Source organism: Mycobacterium sp. Dal123C01, from assembly GCF_052566995.1.
In genome coordinates, this window is sequence record NZ_CP199580.1 from 5,182,086 (window position 1) to 5,199,791 (window position 17,706).

Annotated in this window: 15 protein-coding genes; 1 reads left to right on the plus strand and 14 read right to left on the minus strand. The window is 67.3% G+C overall.

Features of this window, described 5'->3' with window-relative positions:
• From ACTXG5_RS24365 to sepIVA, 14 genes are all read right to left on the minus strand, one after another.
• Positions 1-2,481, minus strand: a complete 2,481-nt coding sequence (locus tag ACTXG5_RS24365) for a [protein-PII] uridylyltransferase (protein ID WP_445161230.1) — start codon at positions 2,479-2,481, stop codon at positions 1-3.
• Positions 2,482-2,526: 45 nt separating this feature from the next.
• Positions 2,527-2,865 carry a P-II family nitrogen regulator gene (locus tag ACTXG5_RS24370; protein ID WP_445161231.1) on the minus strand — a complete coding sequence of 113 codons (339 nt, stop codon included), beginning with the start codon at positions 2,863-2,865 and terminating at the stop codon, positions 2,527-2,529.
• Entirely contained in the window at positions 2,862-4,274 is a 1,413-nt protein-coding gene (locus ACTXG5_RS24375) for an ammonium transporter (protein WP_445164571.1), read from the minus strand. Before ACTXG5_RS24375 ends, ACTXG5_RS24370 begins: the two co-directional genes overlap by 4 nt.
• A 158-nt stretch (positions 4,275-4,432) precedes the next feature.
• Positions 4,433-5,770 (minus strand): signal recognition particle-docking protein FtsY, encoded by a 1,338-nt coding sequence (gene ftsY, locus ACTXG5_RS24380; protein WP_445161232.1) that lies wholly within the window; start codon positions 5,768-5,770, stop codon positions 4,433-4,435.
• 80 nt (positions 5,771-5,850) lie between these two features.
• Positions 5,851-9,459: a chromosome segregation protein SMC gene (gene smc, locus ACTXG5_RS24385; RefSeq protein WP_445161233.1), complete on the minus strand. Its 3,609-nt coding sequence runs from the start codon at positions 9,457-9,459 to the stop codon at positions 5,851-5,853.
• 247 nt (positions 9,460-9,706) lie between these two features.
• Positions 9,707-10,000: an acylphosphatase gene (locus ACTXG5_RS24390; protein WP_445161234.1), complete on the minus strand. Its 294-nt coding sequence runs from the start codon at positions 9,998-10,000 to the stop codon at positions 9,707-9,709.
• The gene (locus ACTXG5_RS24395) at positions 9,987-10,412 is read right to left on the minus strand and encodes an OsmC family protein (RefSeq protein WP_445161235.1); all 426 of its coding nucleotides are present in this window, start codon (positions 10,410-10,412) and stop codon (positions 9,987-9,989) included. Before ACTXG5_RS24395 ends, ACTXG5_RS24390 begins: the two co-directional genes overlap by 14 nt.
• Positions 10,413-10,445: 33 nt before the next feature.
• Positions 10,446-11,009 carry a NifU family protein gene (locus ACTXG5_RS24400; protein WP_445161236.1) on the minus strand — a complete coding sequence of 188 codons (564 nt, stop codon included), beginning with the start codon at positions 11,007-11,009 and terminating at the stop codon, positions 10,446-10,448.
• Positions 11,006-12,919, minus strand: a complete 1,914-nt coding sequence (gene feoB, locus ACTXG5_RS24405; protein WP_445161237.1) for a ferrous iron transporter B — start codon at positions 12,917-12,919, stop codon at positions 11,006-11,008. The genes ACTXG5_RS24400 and feoB overlap by 4 nt, the downstream gene beginning before the upstream one ends.
• Positions 12,916-13,218 carry a FeoA family protein gene (locus tag ACTXG5_RS24410; protein WP_445161238.1) on the minus strand — a complete coding sequence of 101 codons (303 nt, stop codon included), beginning with the start codon at positions 13,216-13,218 and terminating at the stop codon, positions 12,916-12,918. Before ACTXG5_RS24410 ends, feoB begins: the two co-directional genes overlap by 4 nt.
• A gap of 56 nt (positions 13,219-13,274) precedes the next feature.
• Entirely contained in the window at positions 13,275-14,126 is an 852-nt protein-coding gene (gene mutM / locus ACTXG5_RS24415) for a DNA-formamidopyrimidine glycosylase (protein WP_445161239.1), read from the minus strand.
• Complete coding sequence (gene rnc / locus ACTXG5_RS24420; RefSeq protein ID WP_445161240.1) at positions 14,127-14,840, minus strand: ribonuclease III; 714 nt, start codon at positions 14,838-14,840, stop codon at positions 14,127-14,129.
• Complete coding sequence (locus ACTXG5_RS24425; protein ID WP_445161241.1) at positions 14,837-15,433, minus strand: YceD family protein; 597 nt, start codon at positions 15,431-15,433, stop codon at positions 14,837-14,839. The genes rnc and ACTXG5_RS24425 overlap by 4 nt, the downstream gene beginning before the upstream one ends.
• 38 nt (positions 15,434-15,471) lie before the next feature.
• The gene (gene sepIVA, locus ACTXG5_RS24430; protein WP_445164572.1) at positions 15,472-16,209 is read right to left on the minus strand and encodes a cell division protein SepIVA; all 738 of its coding nucleotides are present in this window, start codon (positions 16,207-16,209) and stop codon (positions 15,472-15,474) included.
• Positions 16,210-16,467: 258 nt separating this feature from the next.
• Between sepIVA and ACTXG5_RS24435 the strand changes: the two genes are divergently transcribed.
• A complete protein-coding gene (locus tag ACTXG5_RS24435; RefSeq protein ID WP_445161242.1) occupies positions 16,468-17,208 on the plus strand; it encodes a thioesterase II family protein in 741 nt (246 codons plus the stop codon).
• Positions 17,209-17,706 lie beyond the last annotated feature (498 nt).

The following is a 17,706-nucleotide window of genomic DNA, read 5'->3' on the forward strand; positions in this document are numbered from 1 at the left end:
TTAATCGCGGACGGGCTCGTCGCCCACCGCATCCGCGGTGGCACCCAACACCGCCAGCAGGTGCTTCTCGATCGCAGCTCGCGCGGTGGTGTCGTGGTCCCCGTTCGACTCAGCCGGCACTGTCACACTGAACACGTCGGCCGCCGTCGATCCGAACGTGTTGACCTTCGCCCAGGCGATGTCTGCACCCGCCCGCTCGAGCGCCTGCGCCAGTAATGCGAGCAGCCCGACCCGGTCCATGGCACGGATTTCGACGACAAGATCTCCGGGCGCGGCGGTATCCAGCCACAGGATGCGGGGCGGCGCGGTCGAACGCGTCAGCGGCGCCCCCACCTGAATCTCGCCGGCCCGACCCATCGCCGAGCTGGCCGCGTCGCTGTGCCGCTTTTCGAGCGTGCCGAGGACATCGACGTCACCGTTCAGCGCACCGACGAACTGCTGTCGCAGCAGGCCCGGTTCGGGCGGGGAACCAAAATGCGGCGACACCACGAACTCGGCGATCGCGACACCCTCGTGGACGTTGACCGACGCCGAGTGCACCCGCAACGAGTTCAGCGCCAGCACGGCTGCGGCTTTCGACATCAATCCCCGACAGTCCGGGGCCAGCATCACCGCGCGCATGCGCTCCCCGTCACCGGGCGTGATCTCCACGTGCACACCGTGATCGGCGGCCAGCGAAAGGTAATGCGGCGTCGTCGGTTCGGCCTGTGGCAGCGGCTCGCCGGCCATCACCAGTCGACAGCGACGCACCAGGTCGGCCACCAGGGAGGCTTTCCAGTCACTCCACACCCCCGGCCCGGTGGCCTTCGAGTCCGCCTCCGCGAGCGCATGCAGCAGTTCGAGCAATTGCGCATCCCCGCCCAGAGCCTCGGCCACCGACTCGATGGTTTCGGGGTTGTTGAGGTCGCTGCGGGTGGCGGTGACGGGCAGCAGCAGGTGGTGGCGAACCATGCCGGACAGCGTGTCGACGTCCTGCGGTGACAGTCCCAGCCGCTCGCCGACCGGGATCACCAGGTCGGCCCCGAGGACGCAATGATCGACGCCGCGCCCCTTGCCGATGTCGTGCAGCAGCGCGCCGAGCGCGAGCAGGTCCGAGCGAGCCACGCGAGTGGTCAACGGCGCCGCATTGACCGCGGTTTCGACGATGTGACGGTCCACGGTCCATTTGTGCGAGACGTCGCGCGGCGGAAGGTCGCGGACGGCATCCCATTCCGGCAACAGCCGGCCCCACAGACCGGTGCGGTCCAGCGCTTCGACGGTGTTCACCGTCGGGGGGCCGGCCAGGAGCACGACCAGCAGGTCGTCCAACGCCTCCCGCGGCCAGGGAGTCGGCAAGTCGGGGGCGCTGGCGGCCAACCGCTTCAGCGTGCCGGCCCCGATAGGCAGGTTGTTGTCCGCGGACGCGGCGGCCACCCGCAGCACCAGGCCGGCATCGGTGTCCGGTTGGGCCTCGCGGGCAAGCACGATTTCGCCGTCGTACTCGACCACGCCTTCGTCCAGCGGTCGCCGCTTCGGGCGCCGCACCAGGGCGGAAATCCCGCGCCGCGGCAAGGCGTTTTGCGCGGTGCGCAGGGCGGTTTCGGAATGGTAAGCGATGGTCCGGCCCGCGTTGGATAGCATGCGCGCCAAGGTGAATCGATCGCCAAGGCCCAACCTGGCGCTGATTTCGTCGCCGAACTGGGCCAGCAGTTGATCGCGTCCGCGGCCAGATACCCGATGCAGTTCGGTGCGCACATCGAGCAGGGTGCGGTGGGCGGCGTCCAACGAGCCCGCCGGCATGTCCGGGTTGGCCATGCTGTGGCGGTCGATGAGCTGCGCGAGCGCCAGCGCGTTGATCAATTGCACGTCACGCAGGCCGCCGCGACCCGTTTTCAGGTCGGGCTCGGCCCGTTGGGAAATCCGGCCGCAACGCAGCCATCGGGCATTCGTCACTTCGACGAGCTCGTCCATCCGGGACCGAATTGCACTGCGCCACTGGCGTCGTACCCCATCGATCAGCTGTGCCGCGAGTCCGGCGTCCCCGGCGACGTAGCGTGCTTCCAGCAGGCCCAGGGCGGCCGTCATATCGGAATTGGCCACTCCCAACGCACCGGACACCGTTCGCACGCTGTGATCGAGCCGAATGTTGGCGTCCCACAACGGATACCACAGCTTATCGGCGACCTCTTGCAGTACGTCGTCAGAGACGTTGTCGTGCAACAGAACTAGGTCAAGGTCGGAATACGGCAACAGCTCGCGGCGCCCCAGGCCGCCGACTCCGACCAGCGAATAACCACTGCCATCGTCGATCCCGATCTCGGCCGCCTTGGCTTCCAGCCAGGATTCGTGTAGATCCAGCCACGTTTTTCGCAGCGCGGCGGCATCCAGCCCCTCACCATCTGCCAGCAGTTTGCGCCGGGAGGCAGCCAAATTGCTTGCCCCGCCGGCGCTTGCTGTTCCCGCTCCAGATGACCCGGACGGGTCGGGTGGGTAGTTTGTCATACCCTCCCGGCCCGTCCGGCCTGGATCAACAATCTATGGCTAGGGTCAGAGGGCATCGGTCCCGCGTTCACCGGTGCGCACCCGCACGATGGTTTCCACGGGGCTGACCCAGACCTTGCCGTCACCGATCTTGCCGGTGCGCGCCGCCCGGACAATGCTGTCCACGACCTTGTCGACAATCGAATCGTCGACGACGACCTCGATCCGCACCTTCGGCACGAAATCGACCGAGTACTCCGCACCCCGGTAAACCTCGGTGTGCCCCTTCTGTCGTCCGTAGCCCTGGACTTCACTGACCGTCAACCCCAGGATGCCCGCTTCTTCAAGACTCGTCTTGACGTCATCCAGCGTGAACGGCTTAACGATTGCGGTGACCAGCTTCATGATTGGTCTGCCTCCACTTTCTCGGCAACTGCTTCGTCCAGTCCATTAGAGCTGTCCGGCAGACTGGCATGCGGAAGAATCGAACCGGTGACTACTGCGAAATCGTAGCTGCTCTCCGCGTGCTCCGATTCATCGATACCCGCGGCCTCTGACTCAGGACTGAGGCGCAGCCCAATCGTGTACTTGAGAATCAGAGCCAGGATGAGGGTGACGATCCCGGAGTAGAACAGAACCGAGAACGCACCGACCGCCTGCCGCTCCAGCTGATCCCAGCCGCCGCCGTAGAACAGACCCTTGGATACGCCGGTCACGCCGTTGATCGCGACGCTCTCCGGAGCGGCCAGCAGACCCACCAGCAGCGTGCCCGCCAGACCACCGACCAGGTGCACCCCGACCACGTCCAGCGAGTCGTCGAAGCCGAGCCTGAACTTCAGTCCGACCGCCAGCGCACACAGCACACCGGCGACCAAGCCGATCACCAGAGCGCCCAGAGCATTAACCGACGAGCACGACGGTGTGATCGCGACCAGTCCGGCGACGATGCCCGACGCCGCTCCCAGCGTTGTCGCCTTGCCGTCGCGGATGCGCTCCGTGAGCAGCCAGGCCAGCATCGCCGTGGCCGTCGCGATCGTGGTCGTCATGAACGTCGCACCCGCGGCACCATTGGAGCTGGTGGCCGAGCCGGCGTTGAAGCCGTACCAACCGAACCACAGCAGGCCGGCACCGAGCATCACGAACGGCACATTGTGCGGACGGAACAGCGTGGTGGGCCAGCCTTTGCGCTTGCCCAGCACGATCGCCAGCATCAAGCCCGCCACACCGGAGTTGATATGGACCGCGGTGCCACCGGCGAAGTCGATCGCGTGCAGCTTGTTGGCGATCCAGCCGCCCTTCTCGGCCGCGAACCCGTCGAACGCGAAGACCCAGTGTGCGACCGGGAAGTACACGAACGTCGCCCACAGCCCTGAGAACACCAGCCAGGCGCTGAACTTGAGGCGGTCGGACACCGCGCCCGAGATCAGCGCGACGGTGATGATCGCGAACATCAGCTGGAATGCCACGAATACGGTCGCGGGCAGCGTGCCGGCCAACGGAATGTCCGTCGCCGCAAGGCCCTTGGTCGGGTCGGCGGCTACAGCGTTGCCCCCGATCAGACCCTTCAGGCCCCAGTACTCGGTGGGGTCGCCCATGAAATTAGCCTTGTCAGTGCCAAATGAGACGGAATAGCCATATAGCACCCACAACACCGTCACGACGCCCATCGCGCTAATGCTCATCATGAGCATGTTGAGCACGCTTCTGGCGCGCACCATACCGCCATAGAAGAATGCCAAGCCTGGCGTCATCAATAACACCAGCGCGGAACTCGCCAGCATCCAGGCGGTATCGCCGGTATTGGGCTGGCCCATTACTGGGAAACTCACTCGCTATCACCTCCGGTCGGCCCTGAACAAGTCATCAGACATGTGCCTGATGACCTGATCCAGAACCTTGCGCAATAGTTGTTTCCGAGATGGGGCCGCCGTGTTTCGGCGTCATTAACGAAACGGCCGCAGTGTAAGCGATTTCAGCCGAGCAGGGCGTCCACGAAGGCGGCCGTCTCGAACGGCGCCAAATCGTCGGGGCCTTCGCCAAGGCCGACCAATTTCACCGGCACACCGAGTTCTTGTTGCACCCGGAAAACAATGCCGCCCTTCGCCGTTCCATCCAGCTTGGTCAGCACCGCGCCGGTGATGTTGACGACGTCGGCGAACACCTTCGCCTGAGCCAGGCCGTTTTGTCCGATCGTGGCGTCGAGAACCAACAACACCTCGTCAACGGCGGCGCGGCGGGTCACCACCCGTTTGACCTTGTCGAGCTCGTCCATCAGGCCCACCTTGGTGTGCAATCGCCCCGCGGTGTCGATCAGCACGACGTCGGCGCCCACTTCGATGCCCTTGTCGACGGCGTCGTAGGCCACCGACGCCGGGTCCGCACCCTCTGCTCCGCGCACCACCTCCGCGCCCACCCGGGCAGCCCACATCTGCAGCTGATCGGCGGCCGCGGCCCGGAACGTGTCGGCCGCGCCCAGCACGACACGCCGGCCGTCGGCCACCAGCACCCGCGCCAGCTTGCCGACGGTGGTGGTTTTTCCGGTGCCGTTGACACCGACGACGAGCAGGACCGACGGGTGGTCGTCATGCGGCAGCGCACGGATCGAGCGATCCATGTCGGGTCTCAGTTCTCTGATCAGCACCTCGCGCAGCACGGCCCGCGCATCGGCCTCGGTGCGCACATTGCTGCTGGCCAGGTGGCTGCGCAGCTGCGAGACCACCGACTCGGTGACCACCGGCCCCAGGTCGGCGATCAGCAGGGTGTCCTCGACCTCCTGCCACGAGTCTTCGTCGAGGTCGCCGCCGCCGATCAGGCCCAGCATGCTGCGTCCGAGCGCGTTCTGCGATCGGGCCAGCCGGCCGCGCAGGCGTTCCAGCCGGCCGTCGGTGGGTGCGATTTCGTCGATCCCGGCCGCCGAGGGGACCTCCGGTGCCGGCGGGGCTTCGGGTGCTGCCGCAGCGCGGGCTTCGGGTGCCGCGGGGGGCGCAGGCGGCGGGACGGTCTCGGGTTCGGCCTCCGGCGTGGGCAGGTGTACCTCGGAGATCGTGCGCCGCGGCGCGTCGCGAGGGATGGTCGCGTCGTCCCCGACGGCGGGCAACCCGCTGGTGTCGATCCGATCCTGCGTCGGCGCACCCTGGCTGAAGGTGATGCCCGACGACGCGGTGTAGCCCCCGGAACGGTCGAGCGCGCCCGGTTCGGGCCGGGTCAGGCTGATCCGCCGACGGCGGTACCGGGACAGCCCCAGGACCAGCGCAGCGATGGCAATCAGGGCGGCAACGACGGCGATGGCGATCCAAAGACCTTGGGACACGCTGACATTGTTTCAGGGCCACGCCTTGGAACTCACGGCGACTCACAACGGCAGCCGCCGCCCCCGCTCGGGGCGCGGCGCTAAGAAGAGGTAGAGACGAGCTGCTGCACCTGTTGTCCGCGCATGCGCTGCGAGATCACCGCGGTGACGCCGTCGCCCTGCATGGTCACGCCGTACAGCGCGTCGGCGACCTCCATCGTCGGCTTCTGGTGGGTGATGATGAGCAGCTGCGAGCGCGCCCGCAGCAGCTCGAACAGCGAGATCAGGCGGCGCAGGTTCGTGTCGTCGAGCGCGGCCTCGACCTCGTCCATGATGTAGAACGGCGATGGGCGGGCGCGGAAGATCGCCACCAGCATCGCCACCGCGGTCAGCGCCTTCTCGCCACCGGACAGCAAAGACAGCCGGGTGATCTTCTTGCCGGGCGGACGCGCCTCCACCTCGATGCCGGTGGTGAGCATGTCATCGGGGTTGGTCAGCCGTAGCCGGCCCTCGCCGCCGGGGAACAGCACCGTGAAGACTTCCCGGAATTCGCGTTCCACGTCGACAAAGGCGTCGCTGAACACCTGCAGGATGCGGGCATCGACGTCGTCGACGACGTCGAGCAGATCCTTGCGGGCCGCCTTGACGTCCTCGAGCTGGGTGGACAGGAAGTTATAGCGTTCCTCCAGCGCGGCAAACTCCTCGAGCGCCAGCGGATTGACCCTGCCCAGTTCGGCCAGCTCACGCTCGGCCCGCTTGGCACGCCGCTCCTGGGTGGGCCGGTCGTAAGGCATCGGGGCGGGTGCGACCACCTGCTCGCCGCGCTCCCGGGCCTGCTCGAATTCCGCCATCTCGAGCTCGGTCGGCGGCAGCGCGACCTGCGGGCCGTACTCGGCGATCAAATCCGCGGGGCCCATCCCGAACTGCTCCAGCACCGTCTGTTCGAGCTGCTCGATGCGCATCGCGGCCTGGGCGTTGGCCACCTCGTCGCGATGCAGCGAATCGGTCAGTCTGGCCACCCGGGCGCCCAGCGTGTGCACCTCGTTGCGCACCGCCGCCATCGCCGTCGACCGCGCTTCCCGTTCGGCGACCATTGCGTCGCGGATGTGCGATGCCGCGTCGACCACCTGGGTCAACCGCGTCGCCAGCAGCCGCCCCGCATCGGCCACCGCCGCCGCCACCGCGGCCGCACGCAGTCGCGCGGCGTGTGCCTGCTGGGCCCGCACCCGCGCCTCGCGCTCCGCGGCGGCCGCACGCCGCAGCGAATCCGCCCGGCCGCGCACGGCGTTGGCTCGTTCCTCCGCGGTGCGCACCGAAAGCCGGGCTTCCACTTCGACACCCCGGGCGGTCTCGGCCGCGGTGGTGACCCGCTGACGGTCGACGGAGTCTTCCGCGGGCGAGAGGTGGCTTTCCTGGGCATTGCGCAGCCGGGTTTCGAGTTCGGTGACCTCGTCAAGCGTCTGGGCGCGCCCCGCCTCCAGCTCCTCGCGCTGGCGCAGCAGCCGGTTCCAGTCTCCCTCGGCGCTCCGGGCGTCCTGGCCGAGCCGGCCCAGCTGCTCGTACATCGCCGAGATCGCGGTGTCGGATTCGTTGAGGGCGGCCAGCGCCTGCTCGGCGGAGTCCTGACGGCCGCGCTGCTCGGTCAATGCGCCGGACAACGCGGCGCCGAGTTGGGCCACCTGCGACTCGGCAGCGGCCAGCTCATTGCCGGCCTTGTCGATTTCGGAGGTGAGCTCCAGCGTCGAGGGTTTGCGGTCCGAACCGCCGCTCACCCAGCCGCGGCCGACCAGGTCACCGTCGAGCGTGACAGCGCGCAGCTGCGGGCGGCCCGCCACCAGATCCAGCGCCGCGCCCAGGTCGTCGACCACCGCGACGCCGGACAGCATGGCGACCATCGCGCCGCGCAGCCGCTGCGGTGCCTCGACCAGGTCGAGCGCCCAGAGAGCACCGCCCGGTAGCGGCGGGGCCGTCGGGGTGTGATCGTTTTCTGGGCCAGGCCAGTCCCCCAGGACCAGGGCCGCACGGCCTCCGTCGGCCTGCTTCAGCGCGGCAACCGCGGAACGGGCCGCGCCGAAGCTTTCGGCGGCAAGCGCGTCGGCCGCCGACCCGAGCACCGCGGCCAGCGCCGCCTCGTACCCCGAACGGACCTTGACCAACTTCGCGACCGGCCCGAAAAGCCCTGCACCACTGTGGTTTTGCGTGAGCCATGCCGCGCCGTCCTTGCGCTCGAGACCCACCGAGAGCGCATCGATGCGGGCCCGCAGCGAAGCGACCCGGCGCTCGCACTCCCGCTCACCGGCCTGCAGCTCGGCGACGCGCTCGTCGGCCAGTCGCAGCGCGGCGACCGTCCGGTCGTGGTGTTCGTCCAGGCCGACCTCGCCCTGATCCAATTCGCCGACGCGGGCCTGCACGGTTTCGAACTCCGCGCGGGTCTGCTGCGCGCGGGCCGCACCCTGTTCAATGCGCTCGGACAGCCGGGCGACGGTGTCGTCGATCGATTCGACCCGGGCCCGCATGGTCTCGACCTGACCGGCCAGCCGGGCCAGGCCCTCGCGCCGGTCCGCCTCGGCACGGACGGCGGCCATATGGGCCCGGTCGGCCTCGGCGGCCTCACGGTCACGCTCGGCCAATTCGGCGCGGGCGGCGTCCAGCCGGGTCCGCGTGGCGTCCAGTTCCGCAAGCAGCTGCCGCTCGGCGGCCGCGACCTGCTCGGCCTCGGCATCCAGCGCGTCGGGGTCGGTGTCGCTGGGCGCCACCGGCTCCACATCGAGGTGGTGTGCGCGTTCGCTGGCGATGCGCACCGTGGCGCCCACCCGTTCGGCCAGCGCCGACAGCCCGAACCAGGTGTGCTGGACCGACTCGGCCCGCACCGAGAGCGCGGCCAGTGCCGTCTCGTGCGAGGTCAGCTCCTCGGAAGCCACGGCCAGGCGGCTGGCGGCCTCGTCGTGGTCGCGGCGCATGGTGGCCTCGGCCTCCAAGATCGCGTCCCGCTGCACCTGCCGGTTGACCAGGTCGTCGGCGGCCAGCCGCAGTCGCGCGTCGCGCAGGTCGGCCTGGATGGTCTGGGCGCGACGGGCCACCTCGGCTTGGCGGCCCAAGGGTTTGAGCTGGCGCCGCAGTTCGGTGGTCAGGTCCGTGAGCCGAGCCAGGTTGGCCTGCATCGCGTCGAGCTTGCGCAGGGCTTTCTCCTTGCGCTTGCGGTGCTTGAGCACGCCTGCGGCTTCTTCGATAAACGCGCGGCGATCCTCGGGCCGGGACTGCAAGATCTCGTCGAGCTTGCCCTGTCCCACGATCACGTGCATCTCGCGGCCGATGCCGGAGTCGCTCAGCAACTCCTGGACATCCATCAAACGGCAACTGCTGCCGTTGATTTCGTATTCACTGGCGCCGTCGCGGAACATCCGCCGGGTGATCGATACCTCGGAGTACTCGATCGGCAGCGCATTGTCGGAGTTGTCGATCGTGACGGTGACTTCGGCGCGGCCCAGCGGGGCACGCGACGAGGTGCCGGCGAAGATGACGTCTTCCATCTTTCCGCCGCGCAGCGTTTTCGCGCCCTGCTCCCCCATCACCCAGGCCAGGGCATCGACCACGTTGGATTTGCCGGAACCGTTGGGCCCGACGACGGCGGTGATGCCCGGCTCGAAGCGCAGAGTCGTCGGCGAAGCGAAGGACTTGAAGCCCTTCAGCGTCAGACTCTTGAGGTACACGGCGAGCCAGACTACCGCCCAAATTGCCCGTGTCACCGTCACCGAGGGGTGTCGGCTCGCCCGAAATTCGCCCGTCGTTCACAGCCTGACGCACTGGCAACAGTGGCCACTTCAGTCACTGAAAAAGAGGCGATACTGCCTTCTCAAATGCGATAGCGCCGGCGATATCGCATCTGAGACCAGACCCACGGAAGGTCCGGCGGTGCCGCTGTGACTGCTGTGACTCGGCGGCCGCGACGGCTCGTGATCAGCGCTCGACGAATCCGTCGAACTGTTCTTGCGGCTGCGACCACTCCGCGACAACCTTGTCGACGCGGCCCGGCCGGGCGGGCCACGACGCGCCGCCCTCCAGCAGATCTAGCAATTTCTTGCCCGCTTCCCGCGGGCCATGGGCGACGACCAGGACGCGACCGTCGGTCTGGTTGGCCGCGTAGCCGGTGAGGCCGAGCTCCAGCGCCCGGCAGCGGGTCCACCAACGAAAGCCCACCCCCTGCACCAAGCCCTGCACCCAGGCGGTGAGCCGGACGTCAGGACCCGACATTGTCGGCTTGGGAGGCGACGTCGAACTTGACGATGGTGCCCGATTTGAGCGTGCGCCCGACGGTGCAGACCAGGTCGATCGCCCGGTTGACGACGACGAACAGGCGCTCCTTGTCGTCCTCCGACAATCCCGACAGGTCCAGCTCGAGGGTTTCGGAGAGCAGCGGATAGACCTCTTCGTCGCGGTCGGCCTCGCCGGAAACCCGGACCACCGCCTGGTAGTCGTCGCCGAGCCGACGGGCCAGCGGGTGATCGCTCGACATCCCGCTGCACGCGGCGAGCGCGATCTTGAGCAGTTCGCCGGGGGTGAACACGCCTTCGACGTCCTCGGAACCGACCAAAACCTGCGCGCCGCGCGAGCTATGGCCGGTGTAGCGGCGCGATCCAGTGCGTTCGACCCACAGTTCCGTCATGGCTCATTTCTACCGGGAACGCCCGCCGCGCTCTCAGCGGACCACCAACGACAGCAGCTTCTTTCCCAAAGATATTGCCGCCGAATCGTTTTCGCACGAGACCGCAACCTGCTCGCCGACACGCTCGCATAGTTCGCGCTGCAGTACGTCGCGCAGCGTGGACGCCGCGCCCGGGCATCCGTGGCAGGCGCCCAACATCCGAACGGTCACGGTGTGGCCAACCACCGAAACCAGCTCGATCGACCCGCCGTGCGAGGCGGCGAGCGCGCCCACCGACCCGGAAAGAAGCTCCGCGACAACGGTTTCCAACTCGGGAGCGGGTGGTTCGTCGACCGCCCAGCCCGCCGGGTCTGCGAGTGCCGCACTGAGCGCCGCACGTATGTCGTCACCCAATTCACGCCAGCTGTTGGCCACACCGATCGTGATCAGGATGCCGGTGGCGCCCACCAGAAGCTCGTCGATCACTGCGGCGTCCAGCAAGGCACCCAGCCGGCCCGGGGCGGTGCGGACGGTGCCGCGCGGCGGCAGCCGATCCGGTGCGACCACCCAGCGCAGCTGCCGCGGATTTTCGGTGGCCGTGGCGTGGATCGGAATCATGCGCCCAGCGCAATCGCGACCGACCGGGCGGCAAACGCCATCACCCAGGCCAGGACGAACATGTAGGACCACGCGAACGCGGGCCAGCGCCAGGAGTTGGTTTCGCGGCGCATCACCGCGACGGTGGACATGCATTGCAGCGCATAGATGAAGTACGCCATCAGCGCGATGACGGTCGGTGCGGTGAACACCTTGTGGCCGTTGTCGTCGGTCAAGGAGACCAGCGCTTCGTGCGGATCGTCGGGGCTCTCTGCCGCCGCCACCTGGCCCAGGGTGGACACGAATACTTCGCGCGCCGACATGGAGCCGAGCAGGGCGATGTTGACATGCCAATCGAAACCGAGCGGTTTGAACACCGGGCCGATCGCCTTCCCGACATCGGCGGCCCAGCTGTGGTCCATCACGTAGGCGGTGGCCTCGGTCGGCGACATCTTCGCGGTCTCGGCTTCGCGCGGCGGCAGATTGAGCAGCACCCACAGCACGATTGATGTGCCCAGGATGATCGTTCCGGCCTTGCGCAAGAACATCTTGGCCGAATCCCACATCGTGATCAGCACGTTTTTTGCCGACGGGAAGCGGTACGGCGGGAGCTCCATCGTGAACGGCAGCACATCGCTGCGCAGGATCGTCGATTTGAACAACGCCGCGGCGATCAGTGCCGAGGTGCCGCCGCACACATACAGCGCGAACATCGCGACGCCCTGCGCGCTCAGGCCGCCCCATTGGGTCTTCGGTGACACCAGGATGCCGACCAGCAGGGTGAACACCGGAAGCCGGGCCGAGCAGGTCATCAGCGGCGCCGTGATGATGGTGGCGATCCGGTCGCGCGACGACGGCAACGTCCGGGTGGCCATGATCCCCGGGATCGCGCAGGCGAACGACGACAGCATCGCAACGAAGGCACGGCCTTCCAATCCCGTCGCCGCCATCACCCGGTCCATCAAGAATGCGGCGCGCGCCATGTAGCCGACGTTCTCCAGCAGCGCGATCAGCAGGAACAGCAACACGATCTGCGGGATGAATTGAAGCACCGTCCCGACGCCACCGATCAGCCCCTGGCCGAGCAGTCCGCGCACGACGTAGTTGCCGACGTGGTTGCTGACCAGTCCGCCGAGCCAGGTGAGCCAATCGCCCACTTGATCCTGCAGTGGCGCGGCGATGGTGAAGACGACCTGAAAGAAGCAGAACATCACCGCGAAGAAGATGACGGTCCCCCACAGCGGGTGCAGCACGACCGCGTCGATCCCCCGCGTGCGCCGATCCGGTTTCGGCGCAACGTAATCGGCCGCATCCAGCACCGACCTACCCCACGCATCGATGGCGTCGTTGTCACCCGGAGGCAGGATCGGGGGCCGAAGCCAGCGGCCGAAGGACGTCAGTTGGGCGCGCAGGGTGTCGATGCCCACGCCGCGGTTGGCGACGACCGGGACGACCGGCACGCCCAGCGCCGTCGACAAGGCGTCGACGGAGATGCCGCCGCCGCGCGCGGTCAACTCGTCGGTCATGCTCAGCACCAGCAGGCACGGAAGGTCGCGCCGCAGCACCTGGGCCACCAGAATGATCGAGCGGTGCAGCGTGGTGGCGTCGGCGACGATGACGATCGCATCGGGGCAGCCGTCGCCGTAGACCTCGCCGCCCAGCAGGTCGGCCACCACCTGCTCGTCCGGACTGATCGGGTCGAGGCTGTAGGTGCCCGGCAAATCCTCGATGGCAACCTCGACGCCGTCCACCTTCGTGATGCCGACGCTGCGTCCGACCGTGACGCCCGGATAGTTACCGGTCTTGGCGCGCAGTCCGGTCAATTGGTTGAACACCGAAGTCTTGCCCGCGTTGGGACTGCCCACCAAAGCGATGCGTGCCATCCCTGCGACGGCGACCGCGGCGCCGCCTTCCTCGTGGCAGGACGTCATGCGTCGCTGCCCGGGGTGACCTCGATCAGACGCGCCTCGCGCCGGCGCAGGCACAGTTCGGTGTCCTGAACCCGATAGATGGTCGGGTCGCCCATCGGCGCCCGGCGGATGACCTCGACATGGGAGGCCGGGCGAAATCCCAACTGCCGTAGTCGACCCGCGACCACCGGCGATGCCGCCGGCGCCACGCCCACGATGGTTGCCCGCTCGCCCGGCGACAGCTGGGCCAGAACGGTTGGCGAACCCGAAAGACGATCGGCGTTCCGCGCCGATTTCCGCCGACGCGTGAGGTTCATCATCCTGGTAAGGATAACCTCACGATGCTGAGGTTAGCCTCAGCTTTTCGCGAGAAATGTTAACTGCGCGGACGCGGCTGACACCGCGGACAGTAGAACGACGAACGGTTCATAAACCGCTCACGGCGCATCACCGCGCCGCAGCGCCGGCAGCTTTCGCCTTCGCGCCCATAGGCATCCAGGGATCGGTCGAAGTAGCCCGACTCGCCGTTGACGTTGACATACAGCGAATCGAACGAGGTCCCGCCCTTACCGAGTGCCTCGCTCATCACCTCTGCGGCGGCGTCCAGGACGGCGACCAACTGGCCGCGGCTCAGCGTGGCGGCCACCCGCGCGCCGTGAACCTTGGCCCGCCACAACGCCTCATCGGCGTAGATGTTGCCGATCCCGGAGACGACGGTCTGGTCCAGGAGTTGGCGTTTGATCTCGGAATGCTTGCGCCGCAACACTTTCACCACCGCATCGGCATCGAAGCGGGGGTCCAGCGGGTCACGCGCGAGGTGAGCGACGGGCTCCGGAACCACGCTGCCGTCGACCTCCATCAGGTCGGCAAGCATCCAGCCCCCGAAGGTCCGCTGGTCGGCGAAGCTGAGCACTGTTCCGTCGTCGAGCAGCGCGGAGATCCGGACGTGGTCGGCCCGCGGAACCTCGCCCAGCAGCATCTGCCCGCTCATGCCGAGGTGAACGACGAGCGCGGTATCGGGCTCCCCCAGCAGCAGCCACAGGTATTTGCCGCGCCGATCGGTTCCGTCGATTCGCGCGCCGAGCAGCCGGGCCGTGAGGTCGGCGGGGCCGGCCTCGTGGCGGCGCACCGCGCGGGGGTGGTGCACCCGAACCGCGGTGATCGTCTTGCCCACAACGTGGGCCTGCAAGCCGCGGCGCACCACCTCGACTTCGGGCAGCTCGGGCATCTAGACGGGCGTTTTTCCCGCGGTGTCCAGCGCTTCCAGCGTTTTCCAGGTCGCGGCGGCCGCCTTCTGCTCGGCTTCCTTCTTGGAGCGGCCGACACCCGACCCGTATTCGGTCTCCATCACCACCACCACCGCGGTGAATTCCTTGTCGTGGTCCGGGCCGGTGGAGGTGACCAGGTAGGAGGGCGCGCCCAGGCCGCGGGCCGCGGTCAGCTCCTGCAGGCTGGTCTTCCAGTCCAGCCCGGCGCCCAGTGTCGGCGCGGTGTCCAGCAGCGGACCGAACAGCCGCAGGATCACCTCACGCGAAACCTCGATTCCGTGGTGCAGGTAGATGGCGCCCAGCAGCGATTCCATGCCGTCGGCCAGGATGCTGGACTTATCGGCCCCGCCGGTGTTCGCTTCGCCACGCCCCAGCAGGAGGTGACTGCCCAGTCCCCCTTCGGACAGTGTTCGCCCCACCTCGGCCAGCGCCAGGGTGTTGACGACACTGGCCCGCAGTTTGGCCAGATCACCTTCGGAACGGTCGGGATGACGGTGGTAGAGCTCGTCGGTGACGATCAGGCCCAGGACGGCGTCGCCGAGGAACTCCAGCCGCTCGTTGGTCGGAAGTCCGCCGTGCTCGTAGGCGTAGCTGCGGTGGGTCAGCGCCAACGAGAGCAGCTCCTCGGGCAGGTCGACCCCGAGCGCGGCGAGCAGAATCTCCCGGGAGGTCACCGGTCACCCCGTGAGGAATCCGGCTCGCCGGAATCGTCGGACAGCATGTCCACCAGCTTGGCCCACCGCGGATCGATGGTGTCGTGGTGGTGGCTGGGGTCGTTGGCCAGCAGCACCCCACACTCCGGGCACAACCCCGGGCAATCGGGTCGGCATACCGGCACCAGCGGGAGCTCGAGCCCGACGGCGTCGATGACGAACTGCTGGAGGTCGATGCGGTCGTCGATGACCCGGCCCACCTCGTCTTCGTCGGTGGTCGCCTCGGTGGTGCTGGCCGGGTAGGCAAAGAGTTCGGTCAGGCCGACCTGCACGTGGCCGTTGACCTCGGCCAGGCACCGGGAGCACTCGCCGAAGGTGGGCCCGGACACCGTTCCCGTGACCAACACGCCTTCCGACACCGACTCGACCCGCAGATCCATGTCCAGCGGTGCGCCCTGCTGGATCGCGATCATGTCCAGTCCCATGCGCAACGGGCTGGGCACGGTGTTACGCAGGGTGACCATCGATCCCGGGCGTCGCCCCAGCCGCGCGACGTCAATCGCCAGCGGCGAGGCCGGATGCTGCTGCGCAGTGGTGGTGTGTTTGCGCGCCATAGCAAAAAGCTTACGACGCCGCCGGCAAGCGTTAAGGGCTACCGGGTCGCGTAGTCGTGCGTTCCGGCCGCCGTCCGGAGTTGGTGGCGACCACGGCCCACCGAACGAAGTGTGCCGTTCAGGAACTCCTCGAACTCGGCAAGCTTGTTGTCGACGTAGATGTCGCACTCACCGCGCAACCGGTCGGCCTCGGCGTGTGCGGTGTCGATGAGACGGGTGGATTCCGCGTTCGCCGCCTGCACGACCTCGTTCTGCGAGACCAGGCGCTGCTGCTCCTTGATGCCCTCTTGCACGGCCTTCTCGTAGGAGATGTTGCCGTTTTCGATGAGCCGGTCGGCTTCGGCCTGGGCACGAGACACGCTGGCCTCGTACTCGCGTTTGGCCGCGGTGGCGATGCGGATCGATTCCTCGCGAGCCTCCCCCACCATCCGCTCGCTGTGCTGGCGCGCCTCGCCCACCATTCGATCGGCCTGCGACTTGGCGTCGGAAAGCAGCCGGTCGGCCTCCGCGCGGGAGTGGTTGAGCATCGACTCCGACTCGGTCGTCGCCGAGGACACCATCGATTCGGCGTGCGACTTGGCGTCGTGCAGCATCGAGTCACGGGCGTCCAGCACGTCCTGGGCGTCGTCCAGTTCGCCGGGGATCGCATCTTTGATGTCGTCGATCAGCTCCAGCACGTCACCACGAGGCACCACACAGCCCGCCGTCATCGGCACGCCGCGGGCTTCTTCGACAATGGCGCCCAATTCATCCAGCGCTTCAAAGACTCGGTACACGGCCATGCCCTCCTGGCGTCTTTAGCAAAAACCTGTTGTTACCAGTGTGCCTGGTGTTACCTCTGTGACGGCGGTGGCAACGCCGGTGTGTCGGCATTGACCTGACGCGGCCCGGAGATGGAAATTGGCCGGCGCCGGCAAGCAATCGCTCACAAAAGTAGATTCTTCCAGGACTTCTGCGCTTCCGCCCGCCCAGGGCGCCTGTCGTCATCGCGGGAACGAGCAGGCCGGCTAGGGGCATCAAGTTAGGCTGAATCAGTGCCCACGGACCGAGGTAGCGCCAACGCGAAGCCGGCCGCATCAACTCTCTACATATTTCCGCACGCCGGCGGGTCCGCGACCTTTTATGTGCCGTTCGCGAAGGCGTTCTCCGCGGACATCCAGCGCGTTGCCGTCCAATATCCCGGCCGGCGCGATCGGGGCCTCACCCAGCTTCCGAGCATTCCCGAGTTCGCTGACGAGATCTTCACCATGATGGGGCCCACCGCCCCCACCGACCGCCCGGTGGCCTTCTTCGGCCACAGCATGGGCGGGTTGCTGGCCTTCGAAGTGGCGCTGCGCTTCCAATCGGCCGGACATCCGATCGCCGCTCTTTTCGTGTCGTCCTGCGCGGCACCCGGCCATATCCGCTACAAGGAACTGCAGGGTTCGGATCGCGACATCTTGAACGTGGTCGCGCAGGTCACCGAGACGAACCCCGAAATGCTGGCGAATGACGAATTCGCCGCGACGATTCTGCCTACCTTGCAAAGCGTGCGGGCGATTGCCGCTTACACCCGGGCGCCGGAGGTAACGGTGTCGTGCCCGATCCACGCCTTCGTCGCGGATAACGACATCATCGTGGCCGAGGAAAACATGACGGCCTGGTCCGATCGCACCACGGCTGAATTTTCCCTCCAGATATTTGCTGGAGATCATTTTTACCTCAACAACAATTTACCGGAACTGGTGAAAAATATTGAGGAAAAATTCTCGATCGGTGCGGCAGGAGTTAGCTGAGTAGGCCACCGGCGGGTGGCGGGCGAATTTGCGCTGCCACCGGGCCGCCGATGAGCACACGCTCGCCGTACCCGCCCGCTGACCGGCGCGCCCGGGAAGCCCTCCCAGCCCGTCACCACCGCCCGCGCGCGCCCGTTGCGCCGTTCGCACCACCGGGGGCGCGAAACCGAGTGTCTGCGGGGCCCTCAAAACGGTGCGCTGGTCCCAAAACCGACCAGCCGACCCACCCGTCAGAGAGGCGATCTTGGTCACAATGTGTTACCCACACGCCACTCCAAAACCACCAACACCACCAATCACTCGCTGAGCCTAGGGCCATGACCTGCGAGAACGATGTTCGCGGCAAATGTGCTCCACACTGTCAACAACCCACGCCGTATCCTGTGTAGAAAGCTGTGGATTTTCTAAAACCCCACACTTCCCCGTGTTAGATTGCTTACCTTGCATAAGGAGACTCATGGCCGGGGAGGGAAACCGGGGACCCCGCCCATCCAGTCT

What these genes read in the sequence shown, in the direction of transcription:
- ACTXG5_RS24365 (WP_445161230.1), bottom strand. Translation starts at nt 2,481, where the DNA reads ATGACAAACTACCCACCCGACCCGTCCGGGTCATCTGGAGCGGGAACA.
- ACTXG5_RS24370 (WP_445161231.1), bottom strand. Translation starts at nt 2,865, where the DNA reads ATGAAGCTGGTCACCGCAATCGTTAAGCCGTTCACGCTGGATGACGTC.
- ACTXG5_RS24375 (WP_445164571.1), bottom strand. Translation starts at nt 4,274, where the DNA reads ATGGGCCAGCCCAATACCGGCGATACCGCCTGGATGCTGGCGAGTTCC.
- ACTXG5_RS24390 (WP_445161234.1), bottom strand. Translation starts at nt 10,000, where the DNA reads ATGTCGGGTCCTGACGTCCGGCTCACCGCCTGGGTGCAGGGCTTGGTG.
- ACTXG5_RS24395 (WP_445161235.1), bottom strand. Translation starts at nt 10,412, where the DNA reads ATGACGGAACTGTGGGTCGAACGCACTGGATCGCGCCGCTACACCGGC.
- ACTXG5_RS24400 (WP_445161236.1), bottom strand. Translation starts at nt 11,009, where the DNA reads ATGATTCCGATCCACGCCACGGCCACCGAAAATCCGCGGCAGCTGCGC.
- feoB (WP_445161237.1), bottom strand. Translation starts at nt 12,919, where the DNA reads ATGACGTCCTGCCACGAGGAAGGCGGCGCCGCGGTCGCCGTCGCAGGG.
- ACTXG5_RS24410 (WP_445161238.1), bottom strand. Translation starts at nt 13,218, where the DNA reads ATGATGAACCTCACGCGTCGGCGGAAATCGGCGCGGAACGCCGATCGT.
- mutM (WP_445161239.1), bottom strand. Translation starts at nt 14,126, where the DNA reads ATGCCCGAGCTGCCCGAAGTCGAGGTGGTGCGCCGCGGCTTGCAGGCC.
- ACTXG5_RS24425 (WP_445161241.1), bottom strand. Translation starts at nt 15,433, where the DNA reads ATGGCGCGCAAACACACCACCACTGCGCAGCAGCATCCGGCCTCGCCG.